Origin of the sequence: Streptomyces inusitatus, from assembly GCF_014651115.1 — a bacterium.
GTDB classification, from domain to species: Bacteria; Actinomycetota; Actinomycetes; order Streptomycetales; family Streptomycetaceae; genus Streptomyces; species Streptomyces amakusaensis.
Window position 1 is genome coordinate 1 of record NZ_BMWG01000026.1, and the last position, 22,444, is coordinate 22,444.

A 22,444-nucleotide genomic window follows, 5' to 3' on the forward strand; every position below is an offset into this window, starting at 1 on the left:
CGATCGGCAGTGAGAGCGCCAGGCATCCCACCGCCGCCCCGGCGGTCAGCGGGACGGCCGCGCAGACGGTGCCCACCGCGTACTCCTGGAGATCGAGGACCGGGACCGTGGGCGGCTGGCTGTCCAGCTTGGAGAAGAGCAGCTTCTCGCTGGTGATCGTCCGCGAGGTGAATCGGGTGATCTTGTGCCGGGCCAGATGGTCGCGGCGGCCGTTGGGGTCGAGCTGGGTCAGCAGGCACTTGCCGAGCGCGCTGGCGTGGGCCGCGAAGCGGAAGTCGACGTACTCATTGACCTTGGGGGTGCGCGGGCCGTCCGCGTACTGCGTGATCCTGACCTCGCCGTCCACATACCGGCTGAGGTAGACGGCGGCGCCCACCGAGTCGCGGATCTCCGCGAGGGTGTCCTGAAGCTTGATCTCCAGCGCCTGCTGCCGGCTGGCCCCGGAGCCCAGCAGCACCAGAGAGTCGCCGATCACATAGGCGCCGTCCGAGATCTGCTCGACATAGCCCTCGCGCAGCAGCATCTCCAGCAGCGGGGACAGATGCGCGGCGGGCAGCCCGCTCTCGCGGCCGATCTGCGCGTCGGTGACCCCGCCGGAGTGCCGGGAGACCGTCTCCAGAACGCGCAGGACGTACCGCACCGAGTGGAACGGCGCGGTCGGCTCCGGCTTCAGCGCCACGGTCTCCCCCTAGCAGGTCGTCGCCGCACGGCATCCGTACCACGATAGCGGCCAAGAGCATCCAAAGGGGGAGCTGTTGGCGAGAATACGGGGTGCGTCCCCGCGCGCTGCACGAGCTTATCTGGAAGGCATATGCCCGCGACATCCTCCTGTGAACCTCAGAGCACCGCGCTCAGAAACTCCCGGGTCCGCTCCTGCTCAGGATCGCCGAACATCTTCTCCGGGTGGCCGAATTCAATGACCTTCCCCTCGTCGAACATCATGACGCAGTCGGAGATGTCCCGGGCGAAGCTCATCTCGTGCGTCACGCAGAGCATGGTGATGTCCGTGGTGCGCGCGATGTCCCGGAGCAGATCCAGGACCCCGGCCACCAGCTCCGGGTCGAGCGCGGACGTCACCTCGTCCAGCAGCAGGACCTTGGGCCGCATCGCCAGCGCCCGCGCGATCGCCACCCGCTGCTGCTGCCCGCCGGAGAGCCGGCCCGGGTAGGTGTCGCTGCGGTCTTTGAGACCCACCATGTCCAGGAGTTCCAGGGCCCGTTCGGCGGCCTCGTCCCGGGACATTCCCAGTACCTGGACCGGGGCCTCGGTGATATTCCGCAACACGCTCATGTGCGGGAAAAGATTGAACTGCTGGAAGACCATTCCCATGTTCTTCCGCACCTCCCGGACATGTTTCTCGCCCGCCGGGACCAGCTTTCCGTTTCTCTCCTCGTGGGAGAGCGGGGTCCCGTCGACCGTGATCGTGCCCTCGTCCGGTTTCAGCAGGGTCATCAGCAGCCGCAGAATCGTGGTCTTCCCCGAACCGGAGGGCCCGATCAGTGTCACGTGCTTCTTGGGGAAGACCCGGAAGTCCAGCGAGTCCAGGACCGTGTTGGAGCCGAAACGTTTGGTCACCCGGTCGAATCGGATGAGTTCGTCCGCGGTCGTGCCCGTGCCGACGGTGGCGCGCCCCTGGGCGCGGCCCCCGGCATCGGTGTCGGTGTAGGCGTTGGCGGTGTCAGCGGGCAAGACGACGCTCCAGTGTGCGCATGAGGAAGGATGCCGGACAGGAGAGGAGAATGAAGGCGATGCCGACGACCGTGACCGCCTCGACCGTCAGAAAGGTCTCGGACGAGAACTGCCGCGCCTCACCGAGCATTTCCATCACTCCGACGACGAACAGCATCGGCGTGTCCTTCAGCATCGCGATGACGTAGTTGCCGAGCGCCGGGGCCACCCGGCGGATCGCCTGCGGCAGGATCACCACACCCCAGGTCCGGCCGCGCGAGAGGCTGAGCGCGGTCGCCGCCTCCCACTGGCCCCGGGGGACGCCCTCGATCCCCGCGCGATACACCTCGGCGGTGTACGTCGAGTAGTGCAGACCGAGCCCCACCACGCCGGTCACCATCGCGGACAGGGTCAGACCCCACTCGGGCAGGACGTAGTAGAGGAAGAAGAGCTGCACCAGCAGCGGTGTGTTCCGGATGAACTCGGTGAACACCGCCACCGGCCCGCGCACCAGGGCGGGCCCCGAGCGCTGGGCCACCGCCCACACCAGGCCGAGGCCGAAGGCCAGCAGCGCGCTCAGCGCCAGCGCCTGCGCGGTGACCAGCAGACCGTCCGCGAGGCGCGGCAGGAAGGCGTCCACGGCGGACCAGTCCCAGTTCACCGGCGCTCACCCCCGCTGCTCGCGGCGGCTGCTGCCGCCGCCCGGCGGCGCGGTGCGAACAGCCGGCGCGGCGAGAGCGCCGCCCGCCGCGGCGGCCCCTCGCCCGCCCCGGCCCTCGCCCGGCGCTCCAGCACCCGCATCCCCCGGGTCATCGCGAAGGCGATCACGAAGTACACCAGCAGGATCACCGTGTACACGGGCGCGCTCTGACCTGTGGCGTTGCGCACCAGCGCCGCGCCGAACGCGAGGTCGGACACTCCCATGACGGAGACCAGCGCCGTCCCCTTCAACAGCTCGATCAGCAGATTGTTGAAGGGCGGGATCATCTCCGGCCACGCCTGCGGCAGGACGATCCGCCACAGCCGCTGCCCGGGGGGCAGATTCAGGGCGACGCCCGCTTCGTGCTGCCCCCGCGGCACTGCGGCGACCGCGCCCCGCACCACCTCGGAGCCGTACGCCCCGTAGCTGAGCCCCAGCGCCAGCACGGCGGCCCACATCGGCTCCAGCTGCCAGCCGAGGCCCAGCGGCAGCACGAAGAAGAGCCAGAACATCAGGATCAGCGCCGACGTGCCCCGGAAGACCTCGAAGTAGACCCCGGCGGCGAACCGGACGATCCGGAGCCGGTTCAGCCGCGCCAGACCGGTGACGAAGGCGACCGCCGCAGCGAGGGCGGCGCTGAGGAAGGTCAGCTGGAGGGTGATCCAGACGCCGTCCAGCAGGATTTCCCACAGACCCGGAGTGATTTCGCTCATGACCGGCACTTCTCCTCGGCGGTGAGATCCGTCATCTGGTCCGCCGTGAAACCGAAGGGCCGCATGATCTCCAGCAGCTCACCGCTCTTCTTCAGCTTGCGCAGCTCACGGTTGAACGCGTCGCGGAGTGTGGTCTCAGGGGTCCGGAAGGCGAATCCGCCGGCGCTGACGACCGGTTTCCCGTCGACATGGGGAGTGACCTCGTCGATGACCTCCGCACGGGTGCTCTCGGTCTCCCGCACCACATTGCGCGCGGTGACCGCGGTGCCGACGAAGACATCGATACGTCCCTGTTCCACGGCGAGCAGCCCGGCCAGCTGATCGGGGAGGGTCGTGACCTTCCCGACCCCGGCCTCTCTCGCGTACTCGATCTGGGCATAGCCGATCCCGGTCGCCATCCTCGCGCCGGACTCGGCGATGTCCCGGTAGGTGCGCAGCTCTTTCGGGTTTCCCCGCGCCACGATGAAGGCGTCGAGCATCTGATATTCGGGATCCGCGAAGACGACCTGTTCGCAGCGGGTCGGATTGATGTACATACCGGCCGCCACCACATCGAACTGGAGCGAATTCAGACCGGCGATCAGCGAGCCGAACTCGGTGGGGAAGGGCTGGACGTCGGGCACGCCCAGCTCCTTGAAGATCCGCCGGGCGACGGCGGGCGCGGAGCCGGTCATCCTCCCGTCCTTGCCGATGTAGCCGTAGGGCTGCTCACCCGCCAGCCCCAGCCGTACGGTCCCCGTCGCGCGCAGCTGCTCCAGCAGCCGGCCGCCGTCGCCGTCGTTTCCCGTCGCGACCCTGGCGCAGCCGGCGCTCGCGCCCGTCGCGCCCAGGGCCGCGGCTCCCGCCAGCAGCGAGCGCCGCCGCAGGGCGGGACGGGCGGTCTGTCGTGTTCTCTCCGGTGGTCGGGCCATGCTCGCCCGGCTACCCCGGCGCCCCGCCGTTATGCGGACCGCTTCGGCCCCGCCCGCCCCGGCGGTGACGGCCCCCCAAGGCGCTGAATGTGACATGCGTCACTCTCGACTGCCGGGCAAGCCGACTTACTTCGCATAGTGGGGCATATATCGGTTTAGTAGTGTTGATCATGGCGAAACTTCGCCGTTCTGGCTATACAAATGATGCGTACTTGACAAACTCCGGTCGTGTGAAAATCGCGAGATGGTCACGGTGCGGTCGCGGATTCAATTCCTCCGCTTTCTGTTTCTCGCCGTTTAAACATCTTCTGATTCAGGCCGTATTTCCAGGTGGCATTGCGTGTCCCGTGTCGAGTGATGTTGTATATGCCGTGCAGCGATCAACTAAGGACTGTTGAGGGGAAAGACTGGTTATGGCGACGATCAAGATCAATCCCGCTCGGTACAGTCAGTTCGGGTCGGCGGAGGGGAGTGTTTTCTGCCTGATCACGAACCGCGAGATCGAGAACGAGCTGGAGATCGTCAAGGAAGCGCCATATACGGAATACCGGACCATCCTCATCGGGCAGGGCGATGACTTTGAGGCGATGCTCGCCGCAGGAACGATTCCTCAGCAGTCGCATTCCTTGGTCATCTCGCCGTACCGGTTCTTTGAGTCCCCCTCGGAAGAGGCCCTCGGCCCGAATCGCAAGCTGATGGGGATGGCCTGCAACTCGACGCCGGCCGATCTCGACATCATCCGGCACTTCATCGGAGTCATCGAGAAGACCTCGGCCAAGGAGCAGGGCGAGTTCAGCGACCGCTTCTTCCAGCTCGCCGAGTCCACCGATCACCTGCTCTACGTCGACGAGCGCCACGGCACCCGCGCCGTACTCGACCACCTCGCCGACGGCCTGATCTGGAACCAGCAGGCCGGCCCCCTCGAATGGGGAGAGCAGCAGATCGTTCCCTCCGGAGAGATCAGCGTCCTGCCGATGCAGATCGTCGAATTCGACGAGAACCTGCACCTTCCACTCGAAGGAAGCATCGCGTTCCGCGGATTCCCCATCCTGCACAGCGGTACACCGTCGTTCATCCGCAAGGACCAGGCCCGCCTCTCCGGCAAGCTCGCCGGCCTGGAGCACGAGGCGGTGGTCTGCGACGTCACCAAGGGAACGATCACTTCACTGCGCCCCTTCCGCAAGGAGGGCGCGGCGGTCGCCAAGGTCTTCGAGACCATGTTCGAGATCGACTCGCGCTATGCGCTGGTCTGGGAGATCGGACATGCCCTCAATACCAGCCTGGACATTCTGCCGGGCAACCATGCCATGAACGAGGTGTACGGCGGTGAGCGGGGCTGCCTCCACTGGGGGCTGGGCCTCACTCCCTTCACTCAATACCACCTCGACATCATCTCGCCCGACACCACCGTCTACACCGAAAGCGGTGGCGTGGTCCTGGGCGACAAAGGCGGCGCTTCCAGCGTTCGCATGGCCGCTGTCGTCTGACCGGCCATGAGCGAATCGCGCGAGCGCGAATCCATGACGGAAGGGAGGTGTCGGCCATGAAGAAGACCATCAAGGTTCGCAAGAACAGCAACTACCTGGGCACCCTGCTGGGCTGAGCCCGGCAGCAGGACCGGATCTCAGGTCCTGCCGCCTGCCGGATCGAGTAACGGTGGGGAGGTGTTCGCCATGAAGAAGACCATCAAGGTTCGCAAGAACAGCAACTACCTCGGCACGCTCCTCGGCTGAGCCGGGTAATTGGCCGCCACGCGCGAAACGCTTGAGAAGAATCGCGCCGGGTGTGCCGTAAGTGAGGCGGGCCGAGGTGATAGCTCGGCCCGCCTCACTGACACATTGGCACAATGCTCTGGGAGCGTCACAGTGATTATCGTCAATCCTGAGGCCTACCGCCAGTACCCGGCAGGCCACAATCGGTTCGTACTCGTCCTGGAACAGCGATTCTCCGACTCTTTCCAGATCGAGCCCCCGAGCCGTTACGAAGCATGGGACACGGTCACGGCCGAGGAGGGGCAGTCCCTGACCGACGTACTGCGCTCCGGCGTCCCGCAGGACAGCGATGTCCTCGTCGTGGCCCATGACGACCGGCTGCTGACAGCTCCCGCAGTCGAGGTGGGGCCGCGCCGTACCGTCGCCGCCCTGCGCGCGGGCACCGGCCCTCTCGCCCTCGACCAACTGCGCGGCCTCCTGGCATCACTGGAGAAGGCCGAGCCCGAGGCCATCGGCCCGACCGGTACCGCGCTCGGCGACGCCCTGGCGGCGGCCGGCGGCCTGATCCTCGAAGACGCTCTGACCGAGTCCGTGGCCAAGGTGACCTTCGGCGCGCCGACATGGTCCCGGGCGGACACCGGCGCCTTCCTGCCCGGCGCCGTGCAGAGCGCGCCCACGGGCCTGCGGAGGCTGGACCTCACAGGCGCCGGCACCACCGTCACCGGGCAGATCGCCGTGAAGGGCTGGTCCGTCGTGCGCACCCGCGCCACGGGAACGGCCCACTGCCACGAGCTGTTCGAGAAGCTCTCCGGGCTTTCCCACTACCCGCTCGTGCTCACCGTCGAGGACGGGACGGTGACCGACATGAAGGCGACCGAGACGGGATCCGCGACCGCGGCCGCCGCCCTGACACAGCTCTTCACCGCCGACCCGGGCCATTCCCAGGTCGCCGGAGTCGAGTTCGGCATCAACCCGGCCGCCCCTCAGCTGCCCTTCAACTCCGAGTCCAACGCCGTCGCCACAGGCAGGGCCGCGGCCTCCGTTCATCTGCTGCTCGGCTCGCTGCCGCTGACCGAGTTCCAGATCGTTCTCGAATGCGCCACCAGCTCCCTCACCGCGCTCGGCGGCACCGAGCCCCTGGCGGGAGCGGGCACCACCGCCGCCACCGGGCCGAGCCCCCGCCGCCGGATGAACCGCGTCACCGCGGCCAGCTGCGGCTGCCACTGACATGACCGACCAGAACACACCGCTGTGGGAACAGCGCTTCCGCACCCCGCGCTACACGCTCCCGGCCTGGGCCAAAAGCTCCGCGGAGCGCTGCGTGTTCGTCAGCGACCGCTCCGGCAACGCACAGGTCTACTGCTGGGACCGCACGGCCGGCACACTGCGGCAGGTCACCGATCGCCCCTCCGGCGCCCAGCACTGCGCCATCGAGGCGTCCGGCGAGGCCGTGTGGTGGTTCGCCGACACGGACGGCGACGAGCGCGGCCAGTGGATGCGGCAGCCGTTCGGCGGAGGCCCCGACGAGCCGGCCGTACGCGACATGGATCCGTACTGGCCCGCGGGACTCGCCATCGGCCTGCGCGGACACGCCCTGCTCGGCCACACCACCGAGCAGGGCACCGACATCTCCCTCGTGCTGCCCGGCGGAGGGTCCCGCCGTCTCTACCGGCACGAGGAACCCGCGTACGCCGTCGATCTCTCCCGCGACCTCACCCTCGCCGTCATCGCGCACAGCGAGCGCGGCGACCTGTGGGAGCCGGGCGTACGCGTCCTGACCACGGACGGCGTCGCCGTCGCCGACCTCGACGGCGAGGCCGTCGGCTTCTCCCCGGTCCCCGGTGACAACCGGCTGCTCGTCCTGGAGCCGCGCGAGGACCGCTGGGAGCCCGTCATCCACGAGCCGCTCACGGGCGAGCGCGTCAGCCTCGACCTCAAGCTGCCCGGCGAGACCTCCGTCGAATGGTCCCAGGACGCCGCCTCCCTGCTGGTCGTCCACGACCATCAGGCGCGCTCCGAGGCATTCGGCTATGACCTGGCCACCCGTGAGCTGACCCGGCTGGAGATCCCCGACGGCACCGTCGAGCACGCCCGTACCCGGCCCGGCGGCGATGTGTGGTTCCAATGGTCCGACTCCGCGCACCCTCCCGTCTTCCGGGCCCTCAAGAGCGACCCGCGGTTCCCCGTCACCGGCGGCCCGCCGCAGACCGCGCTCGTCCGCGACGAGTGGGTCGACGGCCCCGGCGGCCGCGTCCACGCCCTGCTGAGCCTGCCCCGGACCGGTACCGGGCCGCACCCCGCGGTGTTCCTGCTCCACGGCGGGCCCGACGAACACGACCGGGACGCCTTCGACCCCGAGGCCGCGGCCTGGACGGACGAGGGATTCGCCGTCGTACGCGTCAACTACCGCGGCTCGACAGGCTATGGACGGGCCTGGACGGAAGCCCTGAGGCGCCGCGTCGGCCACACCGAGGTCGAGGACATCACCGCGGTACGCCAGTGGGCCGTCGACCACCGGATCGTCGACCCCGACCGCCTCGTCCTGGCCGGCTGGTCCTGGGGCGGCTATCTGACCCTGCTGGCCCTCGGCACCCGGCCGGACGACTGGACCGTCGGCCTGGCCGGTGCCCCGGTCGCCGACTGCGCCGCCGCCCACCGGCAGGCCATGGACGACATCAAGGCGCTCGACCGCAGTCTCTTCGGCGGCACACCCGAGGAAGTCCCCGAGGTCTACCGTGACGCCTCGCCCGCGACCTACGCCGACGCCGTCCGCGCACCGGTCTTCATCTGCGCAGGCGTCAACGACGCGCGCTGCCCCATCGACCAGGCCCGCACCTACGCCGACCATCTCGAAGCCCGCGGCCTGCCCGTCGAGTTCCACGCGGTGGACGCGGGCCACAGCCTGACGTCGGTGGAGGAACGCGTCACGGTCTTCCGCCGCCAGATCGAGTTCACCCGTACGCACATCCACGCCGCGAGGAGGCTCCCATGATCTGCCTGTGCGCCCCGGGGGACACACGCCGCCGACAGGAGATCGTCGTCCATCGCCCGCAGCGCCGCCGCGACCTCCTGCTGCGCTGGCACACTCCCGCCTGAAACGGGCCCGGTTCCTACTCCAGCGCCCCGCCCACCCGGGACAGATGCGCACGGAAGGTGTACGACGGGTCTTCCCGCCGGTGCTTCTTGAACTCCGCCCAGCGCAGCTGCTCGCGCAGGCTCACTCCGCCAAGCGCCTTCTCGGCCTGGAGCTGCTCGGCCTTCACGATGGCCCGGGCGACATCCACCACCTCCGAGTGCATCCCGGCGGGGACGACGACCAGGCCGTCGGAGTCGCCCACCGCGACATCGCCCGACTCGAACGGGAAGGGCCGCCCCGCGTCGACGCCGCCGACCGGGCGCGGCGTGGGCGACGACGGGCACGGCCCCAGGCTGAACACCGGCAGTCCGATGACGGCCAGCTCGTCGGTGTCCCGGTGACACCCCCACACCACCAGGCCCGCCATTCCCGCCAGCCGCGCCTCGATCGCGACCAGGTCGCCCACGCACGCCTCGTCCGTGCGCCCCTCGTTGTCGATGAACAGCACATCCCCCTCGCGCGCCTCGTCCAGGCCCTCCAGGATCGAGGCGACGCCCTCGGTGTGCCGGATCCGGAGCAGCGGGCCGGTGAGCCTCATCCCCGACGCCGCCGGTCGCAGGGGCAGTGGCGGCAGTACGAGCCGGTGGCCCAGCCGGATGCCCGCGTCCCACAATGCCGCCGTCGGCCAGATCTGCCCGCCGGCCGGATCCGCGCTCATATGTTCCGTTCCTCTCATCCCGTGATCAGCCGGGTGATCGCCGCCGCCGCGGTGCCCAGGACCACCACGAGCAAGGTGGGCCAGTTCCGCCAGACTCCGAACGCGCCCACGACCAGACCCACCACGCGGGCGTCCACCGTCAGCGACTGGCCGCTGGCGAATATCTGAGTCGAGATCAGCGCCGCCAGCAGCGTCGGCGCCATCAGGGCCACCACCCGCTGCATGCGGTCCGGCAGCTCCTGCCCGCCCAGCAGCACCGGTCCGGCGGCCTTCAGCGCCATCGACACGGCGCCCACGAGGAGCACCGCCAGCCATACTCCGCTCATCATTTCCTCAATCCCAGAAGGCAGACGACGGTGGACGCGATCAACGGGACGCCCGGTGAGGCGAACGGTGTCAGCGACAGCGCGACGGCGACGCCGAGGAGCGCGCACACGAGGGCGCGCCGATCGCTGATCTGCCCCTTGAGCAGGGCGAGGAAGAGGACGGGCGAGACCACGTCCAGCCCGAAGCGCAGCGGGTCGCCGACATACTGCGCCCCCAGCACGCCGACGGCCGTGCCGCCCACCCAGGCGCAGTAGACCACGACACCCGCGCCCAGCAGCCGCCCGCGCGAATAGCGGCCCCCGCCCAGATGCCCCACGGCCCAGGACTCGTCCACCACCAGCTGTGCGGAGAGGAAACGCTTGACGGCGTTGCCCGTCATGGCCGGAGCGACGCTGATCCCGATCGGCAGATAACGGGAGTTGAGCAGAACGGCGGCCACGATGGCCGCGGCGATGCCCCCGCCCGTGCCGACCACCGAAGCGGCCGCGAACTGGGCCGATCCGGCGAAGGTCGTCAAGGACATGGCTATGGGCGCGACGATTCCCATGTCGGCGGCCCTGGCCACCACGCCGAAGGAAACGGCGAACCCGAACACGGCGATCGCCAGCGGGATCGCCATGCGCATTCCGCGCAGCAGCTCTTCCCTGAAACCGACCGGGGGAGAATACCCTTCAGGCGTGGTGGCGGGAGGGGGTAAAGCCTCTTGGGAGTCCATCGACGCTCCATTTCGAGACGAACCATTGCGGCAGATGATACGGAGCCATGGTGAGATTTACTAGTTACTCCGAGGGTCCGGCGACATGGGCCGAGGACCTGGTCAACACCTACAACGTGGTCCGTGAGACGGAGAAGATGCCCGATCCGGCGGCGCTGGCGGAGCTGCTCGTCGCCCACGGGGTCCGGATCAGGGGCGTGCCCACCCGCAAGGACCTCGACCGGGCCCGCGCCCTGAGGACGGCCCTGCGCGAAGTCTTCGGCGCTCCCGACGAGGAGACCGCCATCGCGCTCCTCAACCGCATCCTCGCCGACCACCGCGCACTGCCGCATTACACCAACCACGACGGTGAACCCTGGCACCTCCATGTCGCCGACCCGCAGGCCCCACCCGTCGACCAGTACGCCGTGAACGCCGCCATGGGCCTCCTCGGAGTCATCACCACCACCGGAATGAGCCGCCTGCACATCTGTGACGGCAACCGCTGCGAAGAGGCGTTCGTCGACATCTCCCGCAACCAGTCACGCCGTTACTGCAGTCCGCAGATCTGCGGCAACCGGGCGAGCGCCGCGGCCCACCGCGCCCGGCGGAGAGGCGCCGCCGCCGACCGCCGCGGCTCGCCCCCGTGAACACCGCGCGACCCCGCCCCGTCTCAGCTCCGGGCCGGGGCCGCCGTCGCCCCCGCCTCGTACAGCGCGTGCGCCGCCCTCAGCACCAGCGCGTCCGCGTGCCGCGCGGCGATCAGCTGCACCCCGATCGGCAGCCCGTCCGCGTCCACCCCGCACGGCACGCTCGCGGCGGGCTGCCGGGTCATGTTGAAGGGGTACGCGAACGGCGGCCACCCGGCACGGCCGCGCGGGCCCGGGGCCGCCCCGGCGGCGGTGACCGGCACGGTGGGGGTGATCAGCAGGTCGTACGAGGTGTGGAAGAGGTCCATTCGCCGCTCCAGCCCGGCCCGCGCCTCCTCGGCGGCCAGATACTCCACCGCGCTGATCCGCGCCCCCGCCGCCGCGGTCTCCAGCAGCGCCGGGTCCAGCGAGCGCCGCCGCCCGGGGCCGAGCCGGTGCGCCAGCCGGGCCGCCGAGGCCGACCACAGTGTCCGGAACGCGTCCACCGGGTCGGCCATGTCCGGGTCCGCCTCCGTTATGTACGCGCCGAGGCCCGCGAGCGCGGTCACCGCCCCCCGTACCGCCGAGGCCACCGAGGGGTCCACCGCGACCTGGCCGCCGAAAGAGGGCGAGTAGGCGATCCGCAGCCCCTTGACGCCGTCCTCGACGCCGCCCTCCGCCTCTTGCCGTATCCGGTCCGGCCCGCTGATCACATCGAGCATCAGCGCCGCGTCGGCGGCGTCCCGCGCCGTCGGTCCGACATGCGCGAGCACCCCGAACGGGCCCGCGGGGAAGTGCGGCACCCGCCCGTAGGTGGGTTTGAGCCCGAAGACGCCGCTGAAGGAGGCCGCGACGCGGATCGCGCCGCCGCCGTCGGTCCCCAGCGAGAGCGGGCCCGCGCCCAGGGCCACGGCCGAGGTGCGGGCGGAGCCGGGCGGGCCGGGCTCCCGGGCCGGGGTCCGGCCCACGAGGACCGCGCCGTGCTCCCGCAGCAGCGCCGCCGAGGGGGCCTCCGTCCCGCCGGTCCCCTCGTACGGCGACAGCGACTCCTCCACGGTCACCGGGACCCCGTCGAGCAGTCCCCGGGGCTCGCCGCGCTCCCAGCGCGCCGCCGATGCCTCGGCCCGGGCGAGCGCGGCCGACGCGTCCGGCCGGGGTGACGCGCCGGGCTCCGGCCGCACGCTCCCGATCCGGTCCAGTCGGTCCAGTGCGGCGCGGACCGCGTCCACGGGGGTGAAGTCCCCGGCGGCGAAGCCGGAGAGGAGTCGGCGGGCGGTCAGCTCGGTCAGCGGGGCAGTCATGCCGGGGACGTACCCACGTTTCCCGCCGACCACGTTCGGGAACGGCTTTTCCGGCCACCCCGGGGACGCTCGGGACACCCCGACGAACAGGAAGGCTGGACATGACCACGGTCGGACTTCTCCACCCCGGGCACTGGGCCGAGGACGACTATCCGAGGCTGGAGGTGCTGCTGGACAGCGACATCAGGCTCGTCGTCGTCGACGCGGAGCCCCCCGACGGCTCCGAGGCCTCCGGGGCGGCCGGGGGCGACGGCCGGCTCGCGGCAGGCGTCGAGGAGCTGCGGCTCGCGGGGGCCGAGTCAGTGGTGTGGACCGGTGTCGGCGGCAGCCCGCTCCAGAGCCCGGAGGAGGCGCACCGGCAGATCAGAGGCCTGGCCCGGGCGGCCGGGCTGCCCGCTTCGAGCACCTCGTTCGGCTTCGTCCACGCGGTACGGAGGCTGGGCGCGGCCAGAGTCGCGGTGGCCGCCGCGCACTCGGGGGAGGCCACCGCCCACTTCACCGAGTTCCTCAGGGCCTCGGGCGTCGAGGTGGCCACCCCGCCCCCGAGCGGCGGCCCCCGGGCGGACGAGTACAGCTCCTGGGGCCGCGCGGAGCTCCTGGAGCTGGCGAGGGCGGCGGACCGCCCCGGCGCGGACGTCCTGCTGATCCCGGACCCGGCGCTGCACACGGTGGCCCATCTGCCGGAGCTGGAGGAAGCCGTCGGCAAACCGGTCCTCACCGCCCACCAGGTCACCGTCTGGGAGGGGCTCCGCCTCGCCGACCACCGCGCCTGGGCCCTGCGCCTCGGCGCGCTCTTCGCCAAACCGGAATCCTGACCCGCCGTGCAGCCGGAATCCCCATCCGGGGCCTGCCGCAAGGCCGTTCGCCGCGACGGCCCTTCCCGCCGGAACATCCGCCGGAACATCCGCCGGAACATCCGCCGGAATACCGGCCGGGAATAAACGGAGACTCCCTCCTGTCACTCCTGCTATACGTTGCCCATTCGCAGGAGGACAGAGCCCGTGCACCCGACAGCCCCCGGCGACACCCCCGACACCGTCGGCGGAGCGGCCCTCGGCACCGCCCCCACCCCCCTCTCCGTGCTCGACCTGGTCACCGTGGGCGCGGGCACCACCTCCACCGAGGCGCTGCGCACCAGCGTCCGCATCGCCCGCCTCGCCGAGTCGCGCGGCTTCCACCGCCACTGGGTGGCCGAGCACCACTCCATGCCGGGTGTCGCCTCCTCCTCGCCGGCCGTGATCCTGGCCCATCTCGCCGCCCACACCCGGCGCATCCGGCTGGGCTCCGGCGGGGTGATGCTCCCCAACCACGCGCCGCTGGCGATCGCCGAGCAGTTCGGCACCCTTCAGGCGCTGGCCCCGGGCCGGATCGACCTCGGGCTCGGCCGCGCCCCCGGCACCGACGGCGGGACCGCCGCCGCGCTGCGCCGGGGCGGCCAGGCGGACCCGGGCGCGGACGACTTCCCGCAGCAGCTCGCCGAGCTGACCCGCTTCCTGGACGACGACTTCCCCGACGGCCATCCGTACGCCCGTATCCACGCCGTCCCCGGGCCGGTGCAGGGCCCGGCCGCCCGGCCGCCGCTGTGGCTGCTCGGCTCCTCCGGCTACAGCGCCCGCCTCGCCGGGGTGCTGGGGCTGCCCTTCGCCTTCGCCCACCACTTCTCGGCGCGCAACACCGTGCCCGCGCTGGATCTGTACCGGCAGTCCTTCCGGCCCTCGGCCGCGCTCTCGGCCCCGTACGCCCTGATCGGCGTCTCCGCGCTGGCGGCCGAGGACGAGCGGTCGGCCCGGCGGCAGGTGCTCGCGTCCTCGCTGTCGATGCTGCGGCTGCGGTCCGGCAGGCCCAGTCTGATCCCCTCCCCGGAAGAGGCCGAGGCGTATCCCTTCACGGCGGCGGAGCGCGAGTTCTCCCAGAGCTGGATGGCCGATGTCGTCCACGGCACGCCGGACGCCGTGCGCGACGGGCTCGACCGTCTCCGGAAGCGCACGGGCGCGGACGAGCTGATGCTGACCGCCCCGGCGCACGGCGGGGAGGAGCGGCTGCGTTCCTACGAACTGATCGCCGATGCCTACGAGTTGCCCCGAGAGGCGGCTTCCGAGGTGATTCATTCCTGAACGGTTCCTATGGCTTGTTCAACACACCCTTAACCGGTCCTTAAGCCGCTTGTCATGGAGATGGCAAGCGGCTTTTCTTATGCCTGAACGGCGTTGACGAGCGATTTCTCGCCGAGATTGGTCTAGTCCTTCATTGGTCGAGACCAATCACGACGGCCATCCGGTCGCCGGCCGTCTCCCCCCAACTCCTGTTTCAGGAGCCCCGTTTCCCCCACACGGAGGCTGCTCGTGAGCTCCCGCAGACCCTTGATCGCGGCCCTGACGACGGCGGCACTCGCCGCCGGCACGCTGGCCGGGTTCGCCGCCACCAGCACGGCGAGCGAGTCCGCCACCGCGACCGCGGCGGCCACCGCCCCCGCGACCGGCGGCGTGAAGATCGCGTACTACGACCAGTGGAGCGTGTACGGCAACGCCTTCTACCCGAAGCACCTGGACACCCGCGGCATGGCGGGCAAGCTGGACATCATCAACTACTCGTTCGGCAATATCCACCCCACGGATCTGACCTGCTTCCAGGCGAACAAGGCCGCGGGCGACGACAACAACCCGAACGCCGGTGACGGCGCGGGCGACTCGTACGCCGACTACCAGCGCACCTTCTCCGCCGCCGACAGCGTCGACGGGGTCGCCGACCGCTGGGACCAGCCGATCGCGGGCGTCTTCAACCAGTTCAAGAAGCTGAAGGCCAAGCACCCCAAGCTGAAGATCAACATCTCGCTCGGCGGCTGGACCTTCTCCAAGTACTTCCACGACGCCGCGAAGACCGACGCCAGCCGCAAGAAGCTGGTGGCCTCCTGTATCAAGCAGTACCTCACCGGCGATCTGCCGGTCGCCGACGGCTACGGAGGCCCGGGCACCGCCGCCGGGATCTTCGACGGCATCGACATCGACTGGGAGTACCCGGGCTCGAACGGCGGCCACCTCGGCAACCACTACGGCCCCGAGGACAAGGCCAACTTCACCCTGCTGCTCGCCGAGTTCCGCAAGCAGCTCGACGCCTACGGCGCGGCCAACGGCGGTAAGAAGTACCTGCTGACGGCGGCCATGCCGGCCGGCCAGGACAAGATCAAGCACATCGAGACGGACAAGGTGGGCGCGTACCTCGACTACGCGAACATCATGACGTACGACATGCACGGATCCTGGCGCTCCCAGGGCCCGACGTACCACCAGTCGCCCCTGTACTCCCCGGCCTCCGACCCGACCGACCCGATCGCGCCGGGCAACGAGAAGTACTCGATCGACAACGCGATCGACGCCTGGATCGACGGCAAGCCCGCCTACGGCATCGCGGGCGGCTTCCCGGCGAAGAAGCTCACCCTCGGGTACGAGATGTACTACCGGGGCTGGAAGAACGTCCCGGCCGGGACCAAGAACGGCCTCGGCGGCTCCGCGAACGGCGGCAGCGCCCCGCGTCCGCTCAGCCAGCAGCCGGGCATCGCCAACTACAAGGAGCTCGGCGGCATCGTCGACAACCCGGCGACGACCTTCTGGGACGACGAGGCGAAGGCCGCGTACTTCTACAAGGACGGCGAGTTCTTCACCGGTCTGGACAAGCGGGCGATCCAGGCCCGCGCCGACTACGGTCACCAGCGCGGTCTGGGCGGAGCGATGCTCTACTCCCTGATCGGCCTGGACAACCAGACCACCCTGCTCAACGACATCGTCGCGGCGGTCGGCGCCTCCCCGGGCACCCCGGACCCGTCGCCGAGCAACCCCAACCCCTCGCCGAGCAACCCGAACCCGTCGCCCAGCAACCCCAATCCGTCTCCCTCGCAGCCGCTGCCCGGCTGCACGGCGCCGGCCTGGACCGCGAGCGGCACGTACAACACCAACGGGCTGGTCTCGCACAAGGGCCGCACCTGGAAGGCCGGCTGGTGGACGACGGGCGAAGAGCCCGGCACCACGGGCCAGTGGGGCGTCTGGCGCGACCAGGGTCCCTGCTGAGAATGAGCTGACACCCGGCCCGTGAAGGTCCCCGCCGGACGGCCCCACCCGGCCGGCGGGGACCGGGCCGCACCGGACTGCCGAGTCCCCCCACACTGCCGCCCCCGCCCGGAAGCCCACCACTTCCGGCCGGGGGCGGTATCCATTTCTCCCGCCCGTCCTCCGCGCGCGCCTCAGGCGGACAGGGGCGCACCGAGCAGCTCACCGATCCGGGCCGGGGGCACGGCCCGCGAGTACAGCCAGCCCTGTCCGGTGTCACAGCCGATCCGGCGCAGCCGGTCCGCCTGCCCGGCCGTCTCCACGCACTCGGCGGTGACGGTGAGCCCCAGCCGGTGGGCGAGCTGGACCATGGCCTCCACGATCGTCTCGTCGGCCGGGTTGGGATGCGCCTCGTCCTGGAAGCCCCGGACGAACGAGCCGTCCAGCTTCAGCACCGACACCGGAAGCCGGCTGAGGTAGGCCAGATTCGAATAACCGGTCCCGAAGTCGTCGATGGCGATCCGCACCCCCATGTCGCTGAGGGCCTGGAGCGCCTGGAGCGGCCGGCCCGCCGAGCCCATCACCGCCGACTCGGTCAGCTCCAGCTGGAGCAGCCCGGCCTCCAGTTCGGTCTCCGCCAGGATCTCGGCCACGTCCGCCACCAGGTCCGAGTCCCAGACCTGCCGTACGGCGACATTGACGCTCATGAACAGCGGCGGCGACTTCGGATGGTCCCGCTGCCACTGCCGCGCCTGCCGGCAGGCCGTGCGCAGCACCCACCGGCCGAGCTGGACGATCGAGCCGTCCTCCTCGGCGATCCCGACGAACCGATTCGGCGCGAGAGTCCCGAACTGCGGGTGCTCCCAGCGCACCAGGGCCTCCACGCCGAGCATCGTCCCGTCGGCGAGCCCCACCAGCGGCTGGTACTCCAGGGCGAACTCGCCGCGCTCCACGGCGGGCCGCAGGGTGGAGGCGAGCGCCTGGCGGGTCACCCGGTGGGCGTTGCGCTCCGGGTCGAAGAGGGTCCAGCGGGCCTTGCCGTCCTCCTTCGCCCAGTAGAGCGTGGTGTCCGCGGCCTGCATCAGCGCGGTGGCGGTGGTCCCGGCGACCGTGCGCTCGACCACGCCGATCGAGGCCGAGACCGAGAGCCGCTGCCCGTCGAGGTCGAAGGGCCGCTGGAGCGCCTCCAGCACGGACCGGGCGACATCGGCGAGCTGTTCCGTACCGGTGGAGTCCTCCACCAGCACCGCGAACTCGTCGCCGCCGAGCCGGGCCACCAGATGGCCGCCGTCGGCCTCGCGGTCGCCCCCGGCGCACTCCGAGAGCCGCCCGGCGACCGCGGCGAGCAGCCGGTCCCCGACCCGGTGGCCGAGGGTGTCGTTGATCGCCTTGAAGCCGTCCAGATCGAGGTAGCAGAGCCCGATCCGGCCGGTGGAGCCCTCGTCGTAGGCGGAGGACTCCAGCGCCGCTGTGAGCCGTTCGAAGAACAGCGTCCGATTGGGCAGCCGGGTCACCGCGTCGTGCATCTGGAGATGGCGCAGCCGGGCCCTCAGCGCGCGCCGGTCGCCGACGTCCGCGACACAGAGCAGCACACCGCCGCTCTCGGGCAGCGGGGCGAGGGTGACCTCGGCCCAGAGCGTGCGCCCGTCGGGGTGTTTGAGCCGGCGGGTACAGCGGAAGCGGGAGCGCCGGCCGCGCAGCACCTCGCGGTACGCGTGCCAGATGCGGCGGTCCGAGGCGAGATCGATCAGCTCGGCCGCCGGCCGGCCGCAGAGCACCGCCGGAGCGGTGCCCAGCAGCGCGCCGAGCGCCGGGTTGGCGCTGAGGATCTGGCCCTTGTTGTCGACCAGGGCCATGGCGACATGGGCCGCGGCGAACGCGGCACGGTAGTCGCGCAGTTCGGAGATGGAACAGCCGTTACGCTCCGTGATCCGCTGCCGGGTCCGGCCGGGGGCTGCGACTCCCGTGGGCCCTGTTCCTTCGGAGGTTGCGCTCACCGCTCACTCCCGTAGTGCAGTTGTGTCGTGCAGGGGCGTACAGATGTGGTCGGGAAAGGTCGGGTACTTGGGCAAAGAGGTCGGGAAAGTGTGCCGATCATAGGGGCTGCTCCCAGCGCCGTACCAGCTCCGCCACATGGGTGGTGCCCGCTCAGGGGCCCGGTCGATCGTTTCTGCGCGGGTCTTTATCGAGGTCGGTGTCAGAGCGACCGGATGTGACATTCCGTGACCTCTCGGAGTGTCGGTGTATCTCGGCCGGATGACGGACTGGTCTCGGGAAGGTCACTCGACTGGGGCACCGGAACAGGACGTACACCAGGAAAACACCACAAGGTGGTCGAGGTGTCTCCCATTCCGCAGCCGGAGGTCTACGTGGAGGGTCAGCAGTCACCCGCGGGAACACCCGAGGGAGTGGAGCCTGTGGCTCCGGATGCCGGCGACACGCCGGACCCGTACGCCCCGTACGACCCCGCCGACCCGCCCGGCGCTCCGGGCGCGCCGCCCCCACCGGGCGCTCCCGGCCCCGGCGCGTCAGGCGGGGACGGCGGCGGCGGCGAGCGCGGCCGGCTGCGCAGCGCGGCGGCGGCCCTGACCTCGCTGATGGCGATCGCCGCCACCTCCCTGGTCGCCGGACCGGCGGTGGCGAAGGCCTCCACCGCCCCCTGTCTGCTGTCGCGGACCGAGGCCCATCACTCCCTGGGCCTGGACACCTGGAACGCCGCCTATCCGCGCCCGCTCCGCGAGCTGGACGCGGTCATGATCTTCCTGTCCTTCCCGGACGCCGCCCCGAACCACTCCCCGGAGCTGCTGGCCGCCGACCACTTCCCCGCCACCAGCGAATTCTTCGAGCGCGCCTCCTACGGGAAGTTCCGGCTGCGCGCGCATCCGCAGCCCGACTGGGTGCGGATGCCGAAGGAGTCCACGGAGTACGGGATAAGCCGCGACTGGGAGCCCGGGCGGCGGGGCGCGTACCTCAGGGACGCGTTCGCCGCCGCCGACCGGCAGGTCGACTTCTCCCGTTACGACATCGTCTATCTGGTCGCCGACCCGGACGCGCCCGGAGTGGACTCCGACGCCACCAAGGTCGTCAACTTCGACCGGCCGCTGCGCGCGGACGGCGTCCCGATCAAGAGGGTGGTCACGGTCTTCGAGCGGCATCCGCCCGATCGCAATGTCCTCGCCCATGAGACCGGGCACGTCTTCGACCTGCCGGATCTCTATCACCGGCCGACGGACGGCAAGGGCGACTGGGACACCTATGTCGGCGACTGGGACGTGATGGGCAGCCAGTTCGGGATGGCCCCCGATCTCTTCGGCTGGCACAAGTGGAAGCTGGGCTGGCTGGACGGGCGGGCCGTGCGCTGTGTGACGGGACCGGAGCTGATCACCCTGGAGCCGATCTCCGCGCCCGCGCCGGGCGGCGGTCTCGGCACCCGGCTGGCGGTGGTGCGCACCGGGGAGGGGACCGCGATCGCCATCGAGGCGCGCGGCGCGTCGGGCAACGACGAGTCGCTCTGCACCGAGGGGGTGCTGCTGTACCGGGTGCAGTCGGACACCGCGTCCGGCGGCGGGCCCATCGAGGTGATCGACACCCATCCGGAGAGTGAGGCGTGCTGGGACCAGTCGGTCTATCCGGAGCTGGCGGACGCGCCGCTGGGGGTGGGGGAGACCTTCACCCTGCCCGAGGAGCGGACCCGGGTGGAGGTCTCCGAGCGCACCGGGTCGGGGTCCTGGACGGTCAAGATCACCACGGCGTAGCAGGGGCGCAAGGGGACACGAAAGAGCCCCTCGGCAATGCCGAGGGGCTCTTTCCGTCTGTGCGCCGCCAGGGACTCGAACCCCGGACCCGCTGATTAAGAGTCAGCTGCTCTAACCAACTGAGCTAGCGGCGCCTGCTGACGTCGTAGACCTTAGCACCCTGGTCGGGACGGTGAAAAATCGATATGCGCACATCCGGGGCGGCGAGGGCCCTGGCCGCCCGGACACAGGCCCAGAGCAGCACCTCGGGCCCCGGCAGCCAGGGGTGCCGGGCCCCCGGGGCCACCACCCAGCGCGAGCCGGACCCGGCCCCGCCGCTCTCCTCCAGGGGCGGCACGGTCACCGCGTCGCCGGTGCCGTGACAGAGCAGCGGCGGCACCGCGCCGCCCCACTCCTCCCAGCGCAGCAGCGCGGGCAGCCGGCCCGCCGAGCCCGGTGTGGCGAAGATCAGCATCCGCCCCCGGTGGGCGGCGACGGGGCCGGAGCCCGGGCCCTCCTCCCGGAGCCGGTCCAGCAGCTGCCGGCCGAAGACCGCCGGCACATTGACGACGTCGAAGACCGAGCCGCAGGGCAGCACGGCGGGCTCGGTCGGTCTGGCCTCCCAGAGGGCCAGCACCGAGCGCGGGTACGCCCCGGCCGAGGCGAGCCAGTCGGCCCCCGGGCCGCAGACCCGGGAGACCTCCCGCTCGATCGTGTCGTCGGCCGGGGTTCGGAGGTCGGTCCGGCGGTCCTCTTCGGTGTCGCGCAGCCATCCGCTCATGCCTCAGGTCTACCCGGAGTGACAGAGCGGTCGCCGAGTGTCGGCGAAAACGGGGACAGGGGCGAGTACGGGGGAGTATCGTGCGCCCCGCATATGCCAGGTGCCTCGGTCCGGTCAGCTGATCGGACCGTCGGCCCGACCGTCGGCCGGTCCGCCGACCGGGTCACCCATCGGGTCGCCGACCGGTCCGTCGGCCCGGCCGGTCTACTGGTTCGTCCCGTCCCTGAGCAGGCTCCGGCCGAACTCGATCATCTTCCGGGCGTAGTCCTCGGTCCACCCGGCGCGGTCGGCCACATCCCCCGGGGTGAGCCGGTCGAACCGCCGCGGATCGGCGAGCTGCGCGGCGGCCATCGCCTGGAACTCCACCGCCCGGTCGGCGGCGGCGCGGAAGGCGAGCGCCAGCTCGGTCGAGCGGGCGAGCAGCTCACGCGGGTCGGCCATCGACTCCAGGTCGAAGAAGTGCTCCGGATCGGCGACGGCCTCCGAAGGCTCGAAGAGCAGGGGCGCGGGCCGCGTCCTGCGAGCCGGCTGCTGGGGTTCCGCCATGTGCTGCTTCCTCCTCGCACGGGGAGCCGGGTGATCCGGACCGCCCTCCATTGTCCAGGGCGGCGCAAGAGGGCGGAGCCGGACGAAGGGGCCCCGGGGCCCGCCCCGGCCCCGCCTGTCCCGCCCCGCCCCGGACCGGCCCCCGCCCCTCCGGTCAGCCCTCCAGATGCCCCGCGTCGTTCCAGCGGTCCACCGCCGGAGCGCCGTACGCCCACCCCAGGACCGACAGCGAGGCAGGATCCAGCTTCAGCCGGGCCGCGAACGCCGGGTCCAGCCCGAGCCACCGGGACGCCAGCACCCGCAGGATGTGACCGTGCGCGAAGACCAGCACATCCCGGTCGGCGGAGCGCGCCCACTCCACGACCTCGTCCGCCCGCGCCGAGACCTCGGCGAGCGCCTCACCGCCGCGCACCCCGTCCCGCCAGATGACCCAGTCCGGGCCCGCGATCTCACGGATCTGCGGCGGGGTCAGCCCCTCGTACGCCCCGTAGTCCCACTCCATCAGTGCGTCCCAGTCGCTCGCCCGGTCGCCGAACCCGGCCAGCTCACAGGTCTCCGAAGCGCGCACCAGCGGAGAGGTGCGCACCTCCACCCCCTCCAGCGAGGACCAGGGAGAGTGCCGCAGCCGCTCTCCCAGCAGCTTCGCCCCGCTCCGGCCCTCCTCCAGCAGGGGAAGATCGGTCCGACCGGTGTGGCGGCCGGACAGGGACCATTCGGTCTGACCATGCCGGACGAGCAGGATCCGCGGTGCCATATCACGGCCTCCGTAGGTAATAAGCGCTGGTGATGGCGTTCCATCATCGCTCAAACATCATCGAGGCAACCTTCGGGGCGATCTTCGCGTCTCTGGGGAGGCCCGGCCCCGCACCCGGCCCCGCACCCGGCCCCGCGACT

At 70.9% G+C, this 22,444-nt stretch carries 21 protein-coding genes and 1 tRNA gene; 8 read left to right on the forward strand and 14 right to left on the reverse strand.

Going from position 1 to position 22,444, the window contains the following annotated elements; translation table 11 throughout:
* The 5 genes from IE247_RS29015 to ehuB form a co-directional block, all read right to left on the reverse strand.
* Window positions 1–679: IclR family transcriptional regulator (locus tag IE247_RS29015; protein ID WP_190126289.1), on the reverse strand; the 679-nt coding region annotated here is incomplete at its 3' end.
* 158 nt (window positions 680–837) lie between these two features.
* Entirely contained in the window at window positions 838–1,590 is a 753-nt protein-coding gene (ehuA, locus tag IE247_RS29020) for an ectoine/hydroxyectoine ABC transporter ATP-binding protein EhuA (protein WP_229869426.1), read from the reverse strand.
* Window positions 1,591–1,678: 88 nt separating this feature from the next.
* Window positions 1,679–2,329, reverse strand: a complete 651-nt coding sequence (gene ehuD, locus IE247_RS29025; RefSeq protein WP_190126291.1) for an ectoine/hydroxyectoine ABC transporter permease subunit EhuD — start codon at window positions 2,327–2,329, stop codon at window positions 1,679–1,681.
* Entirely contained in the window at window positions 2,326–3,081 is a 756-nt protein-coding gene (gene ehuC, locus IE247_RS29030) for an ectoine/hydroxyectoine ABC transporter permease subunit EhuC (protein WP_190126292.1), read from the reverse strand. The genes ehuD and ehuC overlap by 4 nt, the downstream gene beginning before the upstream one ends.
* Window positions 3,078–3,992: an ectoine/hydroxyectoine ABC transporter substrate-binding protein EhuB gene (gene ehuB, locus IE247_RS29035; RefSeq protein ID WP_190126293.1), complete on the reverse strand. Its 915-nt coding sequence runs from the start codon at window positions 3,990–3,992 to the stop codon at window positions 3,078–3,080. The genes ehuC and ehuB overlap by 4 nt, the downstream gene beginning before the upstream one ends.
* Before the next feature lie 413 nt (window positions 3,993–4,405).
* Here ehuB and IE247_RS29040 point away from each other — a divergent pair, with 413 nt between their 5' ends.
* From IE247_RS29040 to IE247_RS29050, 3 genes are all read left to right on the forward strand, one after another.
* Window positions 4,406–5,479 (forward strand): hypothetical protein, encoded by a 1,074-nt coding sequence (locus tag IE247_RS29040; protein ID WP_190126294.1) that lies wholly within the window; start codon window positions 4,406–4,408, stop codon window positions 5,477–5,479.
* A gap of 378 nt (window positions 5,480–5,857) precedes the next feature.
* The gene (locus IE247_RS29045) at window positions 5,858–6,931 is read left to right on the forward strand and encodes a hypothetical protein (protein WP_190126295.1); all 1,074 of its coding nucleotides are present in this window, start codon (window positions 5,858–5,860) and stop codon (window positions 6,929–6,931) included.
* Between the two features lies 1 nt (window position 6,932).
* A complete protein-coding gene (locus tag IE247_RS29050) occupies window positions 6,933–8,696 on the forward strand; it encodes a S9 family peptidase (protein ID WP_190126296.1) in 1,764 nt (587 codons plus the stop codon).
* Between the two features lie 118 nt (window positions 8,697–8,814).
* Here the strand turns inward: IE247_RS29050 and IE247_RS29055 are convergent, their stop codons facing one another.
* Genes IE247_RS29055 through IE247_RS29065 form a run of 3 tightly spaced genes read right to left on the reverse strand, consistent with a single transcriptional unit; the run spans window position 8,815 to window position 10,444 of the window.
* Window positions 8,815–9,498 carry an RraA family protein gene (locus IE247_RS29055; protein ID WP_190126297.1) on the reverse strand — a complete coding sequence of 228 codons (684 nt, stop codon included), beginning with the start codon at window positions 9,496–9,498 and terminating at the stop codon, window positions 8,815–8,817.
* A gap of 14 nt (window positions 9,499–9,512) precedes the next feature.
* The gene (locus IE247_RS29060; RefSeq protein WP_190126298.1) at window positions 9,513–9,824 is read right to left on the reverse strand and encodes an AzlD domain-containing protein; all 312 of its coding nucleotides are present in this window, start codon (window positions 9,822–9,824) and stop codon (window positions 9,513–9,515) included.
* The gene (locus IE247_RS29065; RefSeq protein ID WP_190126299.1) at window positions 9,824–10,444 is read right to left on the reverse strand and encodes an AzlC family ABC transporter permease; all 621 of its coding nucleotides are present in this window, start codon (window positions 10,442–10,444) and stop codon (window positions 9,824–9,826) included. Before IE247_RS29065 ends, IE247_RS29060 begins: the two co-directional genes overlap by 1 nt.
* 143 nt (window positions 10,445–10,587) lie before the next feature.
* Here IE247_RS29065 and IE247_RS29070 point away from each other — a divergent pair, with 143 nt between their 5' ends.
* Entirely contained in the window at window positions 10,588–11,169 is a 582-nt protein-coding gene (locus IE247_RS29070) for a CGNR zinc finger domain-containing protein (protein ID WP_190126300.1), read from the forward strand.
* A gap of 23 nt (window positions 11,170–11,192) precedes the next feature.
* Here the strand turns inward: IE247_RS29070 and IE247_RS29075 are convergent, their stop codons facing one another.
* Window positions 11,193–12,449 carry an amidase family protein gene (locus IE247_RS29075; RefSeq protein ID WP_190126301.1) on the reverse strand — a complete coding sequence of 419 codons (1,257 nt, stop codon included), beginning with the start codon at window positions 12,447–12,449 and terminating at the stop codon, window positions 11,193–11,195.
* A gap of 101 nt (window positions 12,450–12,550) precedes the next feature.
* Here IE247_RS29075 and IE247_RS29080 point away from each other — a divergent pair, with 101 nt between their 5' ends.
* The 3 genes from IE247_RS29080 (at window position 12,551) to IE247_RS29090 (ending at window position 16,510) form a co-directional block, all read left to right on the forward strand.
* Window positions 12,551–13,264, forward strand: a complete 714-nt coding sequence (locus IE247_RS29080; RefSeq protein ID WP_190126302.1) for an aspartate racemase/maleate isomerase family protein — start codon at window positions 12,551–12,553, stop codon at window positions 13,262–13,264.
* A 186-nt stretch (window positions 13,265–13,450) separates the two neighbouring features.
* Window positions 13,451–14,563, forward strand: a complete 1,113-nt coding sequence (locus tag IE247_RS29085; RefSeq protein WP_190126303.1) for an LLM class flavin-dependent oxidoreductase — start codon at window positions 13,451–13,453, stop codon at window positions 14,561–14,563.
* A 228-nt stretch (window positions 14,564–14,791) separates the two neighbouring features.
* Window positions 14,792–16,510 carry a glycosyl hydrolase family 18 protein gene (locus IE247_RS29090; protein ID WP_190126304.1) on the forward strand — a complete coding sequence of 573 codons (1,719 nt, stop codon included), beginning with the start codon at window positions 14,792–14,794 and terminating at the stop codon, window positions 16,508–16,510.
* A 173-nt stretch (window positions 16,511–16,683) separates the two neighbouring features.
* Here the strand turns inward: IE247_RS29090 and IE247_RS29095 are convergent, their stop codons facing one another.
* Entirely contained in the window at window positions 16,684–18,486 is a 1,803-nt protein-coding gene (locus IE247_RS29095) for a putative bifunctional diguanylate cyclase/phosphodiesterase (RefSeq protein ID WP_190126305.1), read from the reverse strand.
* Window positions 18,487–19,053: 567 nt separating this feature from the next.
* On the opposite strand from IE247_RS29095, the gene IE247_RS29100 reads away from it, so the two are divergent.
* Window positions 19,054–20,244: a M6 family metalloprotease domain-containing protein gene (locus IE247_RS29100; protein ID WP_229869427.1), complete on the forward strand. Its 1,191-nt coding sequence runs from the start codon at window positions 19,054–19,056 to the stop codon at window positions 20,242–20,244.
* A 60-nt stretch (window positions 20,245–20,304) separates the two neighbouring features.
* Here IE247_RS29100 and IE247_RS29105 read toward each other — a convergent pair.
* The 4 genes from IE247_RS29105 to IE247_RS29120 all read right to left on the reverse strand — a co-directional run bounded on the left by IE247_RS29105 (window position 20,305) and on the right by IE247_RS29120 (window position 22,304).
* Window positions 20,305–20,378: transfer RNA gene (locus tag IE247_RS29105), tRNA-Lys, on the reverse strand.
* Complete coding sequence (locus tag IE247_RS29110) at window positions 20,369–21,004, reverse strand: bifunctional DNA primase/polymerase (protein ID WP_190126306.1); 636 nt, start codon at window positions 21,002–21,004, stop codon at window positions 20,369–20,371. Before IE247_RS29110 ends, IE247_RS29105 begins: the two co-directional genes overlap by 10 nt.
* Window positions 21,005–21,208: 204 nt before the next feature.
* Window positions 21,209–21,550, reverse strand: coding sequence for a DUF8844 domain-containing protein (locus tag IE247_RS29115; protein WP_190126307.1), 342 nt, complete (start codon window positions 21,548–21,550; stop codon window positions 21,209–21,211).
* Window positions 21,551–21,704: 154 nt separating this feature from the next.
* Window positions 21,705–22,304 carry a histidine phosphatase family protein gene (locus tag IE247_RS29120; protein ID WP_190126308.1) on the reverse strand — a complete coding sequence of 200 codons (600 nt, stop codon included), beginning with the start codon at window positions 22,302–22,304 and terminating at the stop codon, window positions 21,705–21,707.
* Window positions 22,305–22,444: the final 140 nt, after the last annotated feature.

Excerpts from the sequence above, each read along its gene's own strand:
- IE247_RS29060 (WP_190126298.1), bottom strand. The coding sequence starts at position 9,824 with ATGAGCGGAGTATGGCTGGCGGTGCTCCTCGTGGGCGCCGTGTCGATG.
- IE247_RS29040 (WP_190126294.1), top strand. The coding sequence starts at position 4,406 with ATGGCGACGATCAAGATCAATCCCGCTCGGTACAGTCAGTTCGGGTCG.
- IE247_RS29055 (WP_190126297.1), bottom strand. The coding sequence starts at position 9,498 with ATGAGCGCGGATCCGGCCGGCGGGCAGATCTGGCCGACGGCGGCATTG.
- IE247_RS29120 (WP_190126308.1), bottom strand. The coding sequence starts at position 22,304 with ATGGCACCGCGGATCCTGCTCGTCCGGCATGGTCAGACCGAATGGTCC.
- ehuC (WP_190126292.1), bottom strand. The coding sequence starts at position 3,081 with ATGAGCGAAATCACTCCGGGTCTGTGGGAAATCCTGCTGGACGGCGTC.
- IE247_RS29070 (WP_190126300.1), top strand. The coding sequence starts at position 10,588 with ATGGTGAGATTTACTAGTTACTCCGAGGGTCCGGCGACATGGGCCGAG.
- IE247_RS29075 (WP_190126301.1), bottom strand. The coding sequence starts at position 12,449 with ATGACTGCCCCGCTGACCGAGCTGACCGCCCGCCGACTCCTCTCCGGC.
- IE247_RS29110 (WP_190126306.1), bottom strand. The coding sequence starts at position 21,004 with ATGAGCGGATGGCTGCGCGACACCGAAGAGGACCGCCGGACCGACCTC.
- IE247_RS29050 (WP_190126296.1), top strand. The coding sequence starts at position 6,933 with ATGACCGACCAGAACACACCGCTGTGGGAACAGCGCTTCCGCACCCCG.
- ehuB (WP_190126293.1), bottom strand. The coding sequence starts at position 3,992 with ATGGCCCGACCACCGGAGAGAACACGACAGACCGCCCGTCCCGCCCTG.
- IE247_RS29080 (WP_190126302.1), top strand. The coding sequence starts at position 12,551 with ATGACCACGGTCGGACTTCTCCACCCCGGGCACTGGGCCGAGGACGAC.
- IE247_RS29065 (WP_190126299.1), bottom strand. The coding sequence starts at position 10,444 with ATGGCGATCCCGCTGGCGATCGCCGTGTTCGGGTTCGCCGTTTCCTTC.
- IE247_RS29115 (WP_190126307.1), bottom strand. The coding sequence starts at position 21,550 with ATGGCGGAACCCCAGCAGCCGGCTCGCAGGACGCGGCCCGCGCCCCTG.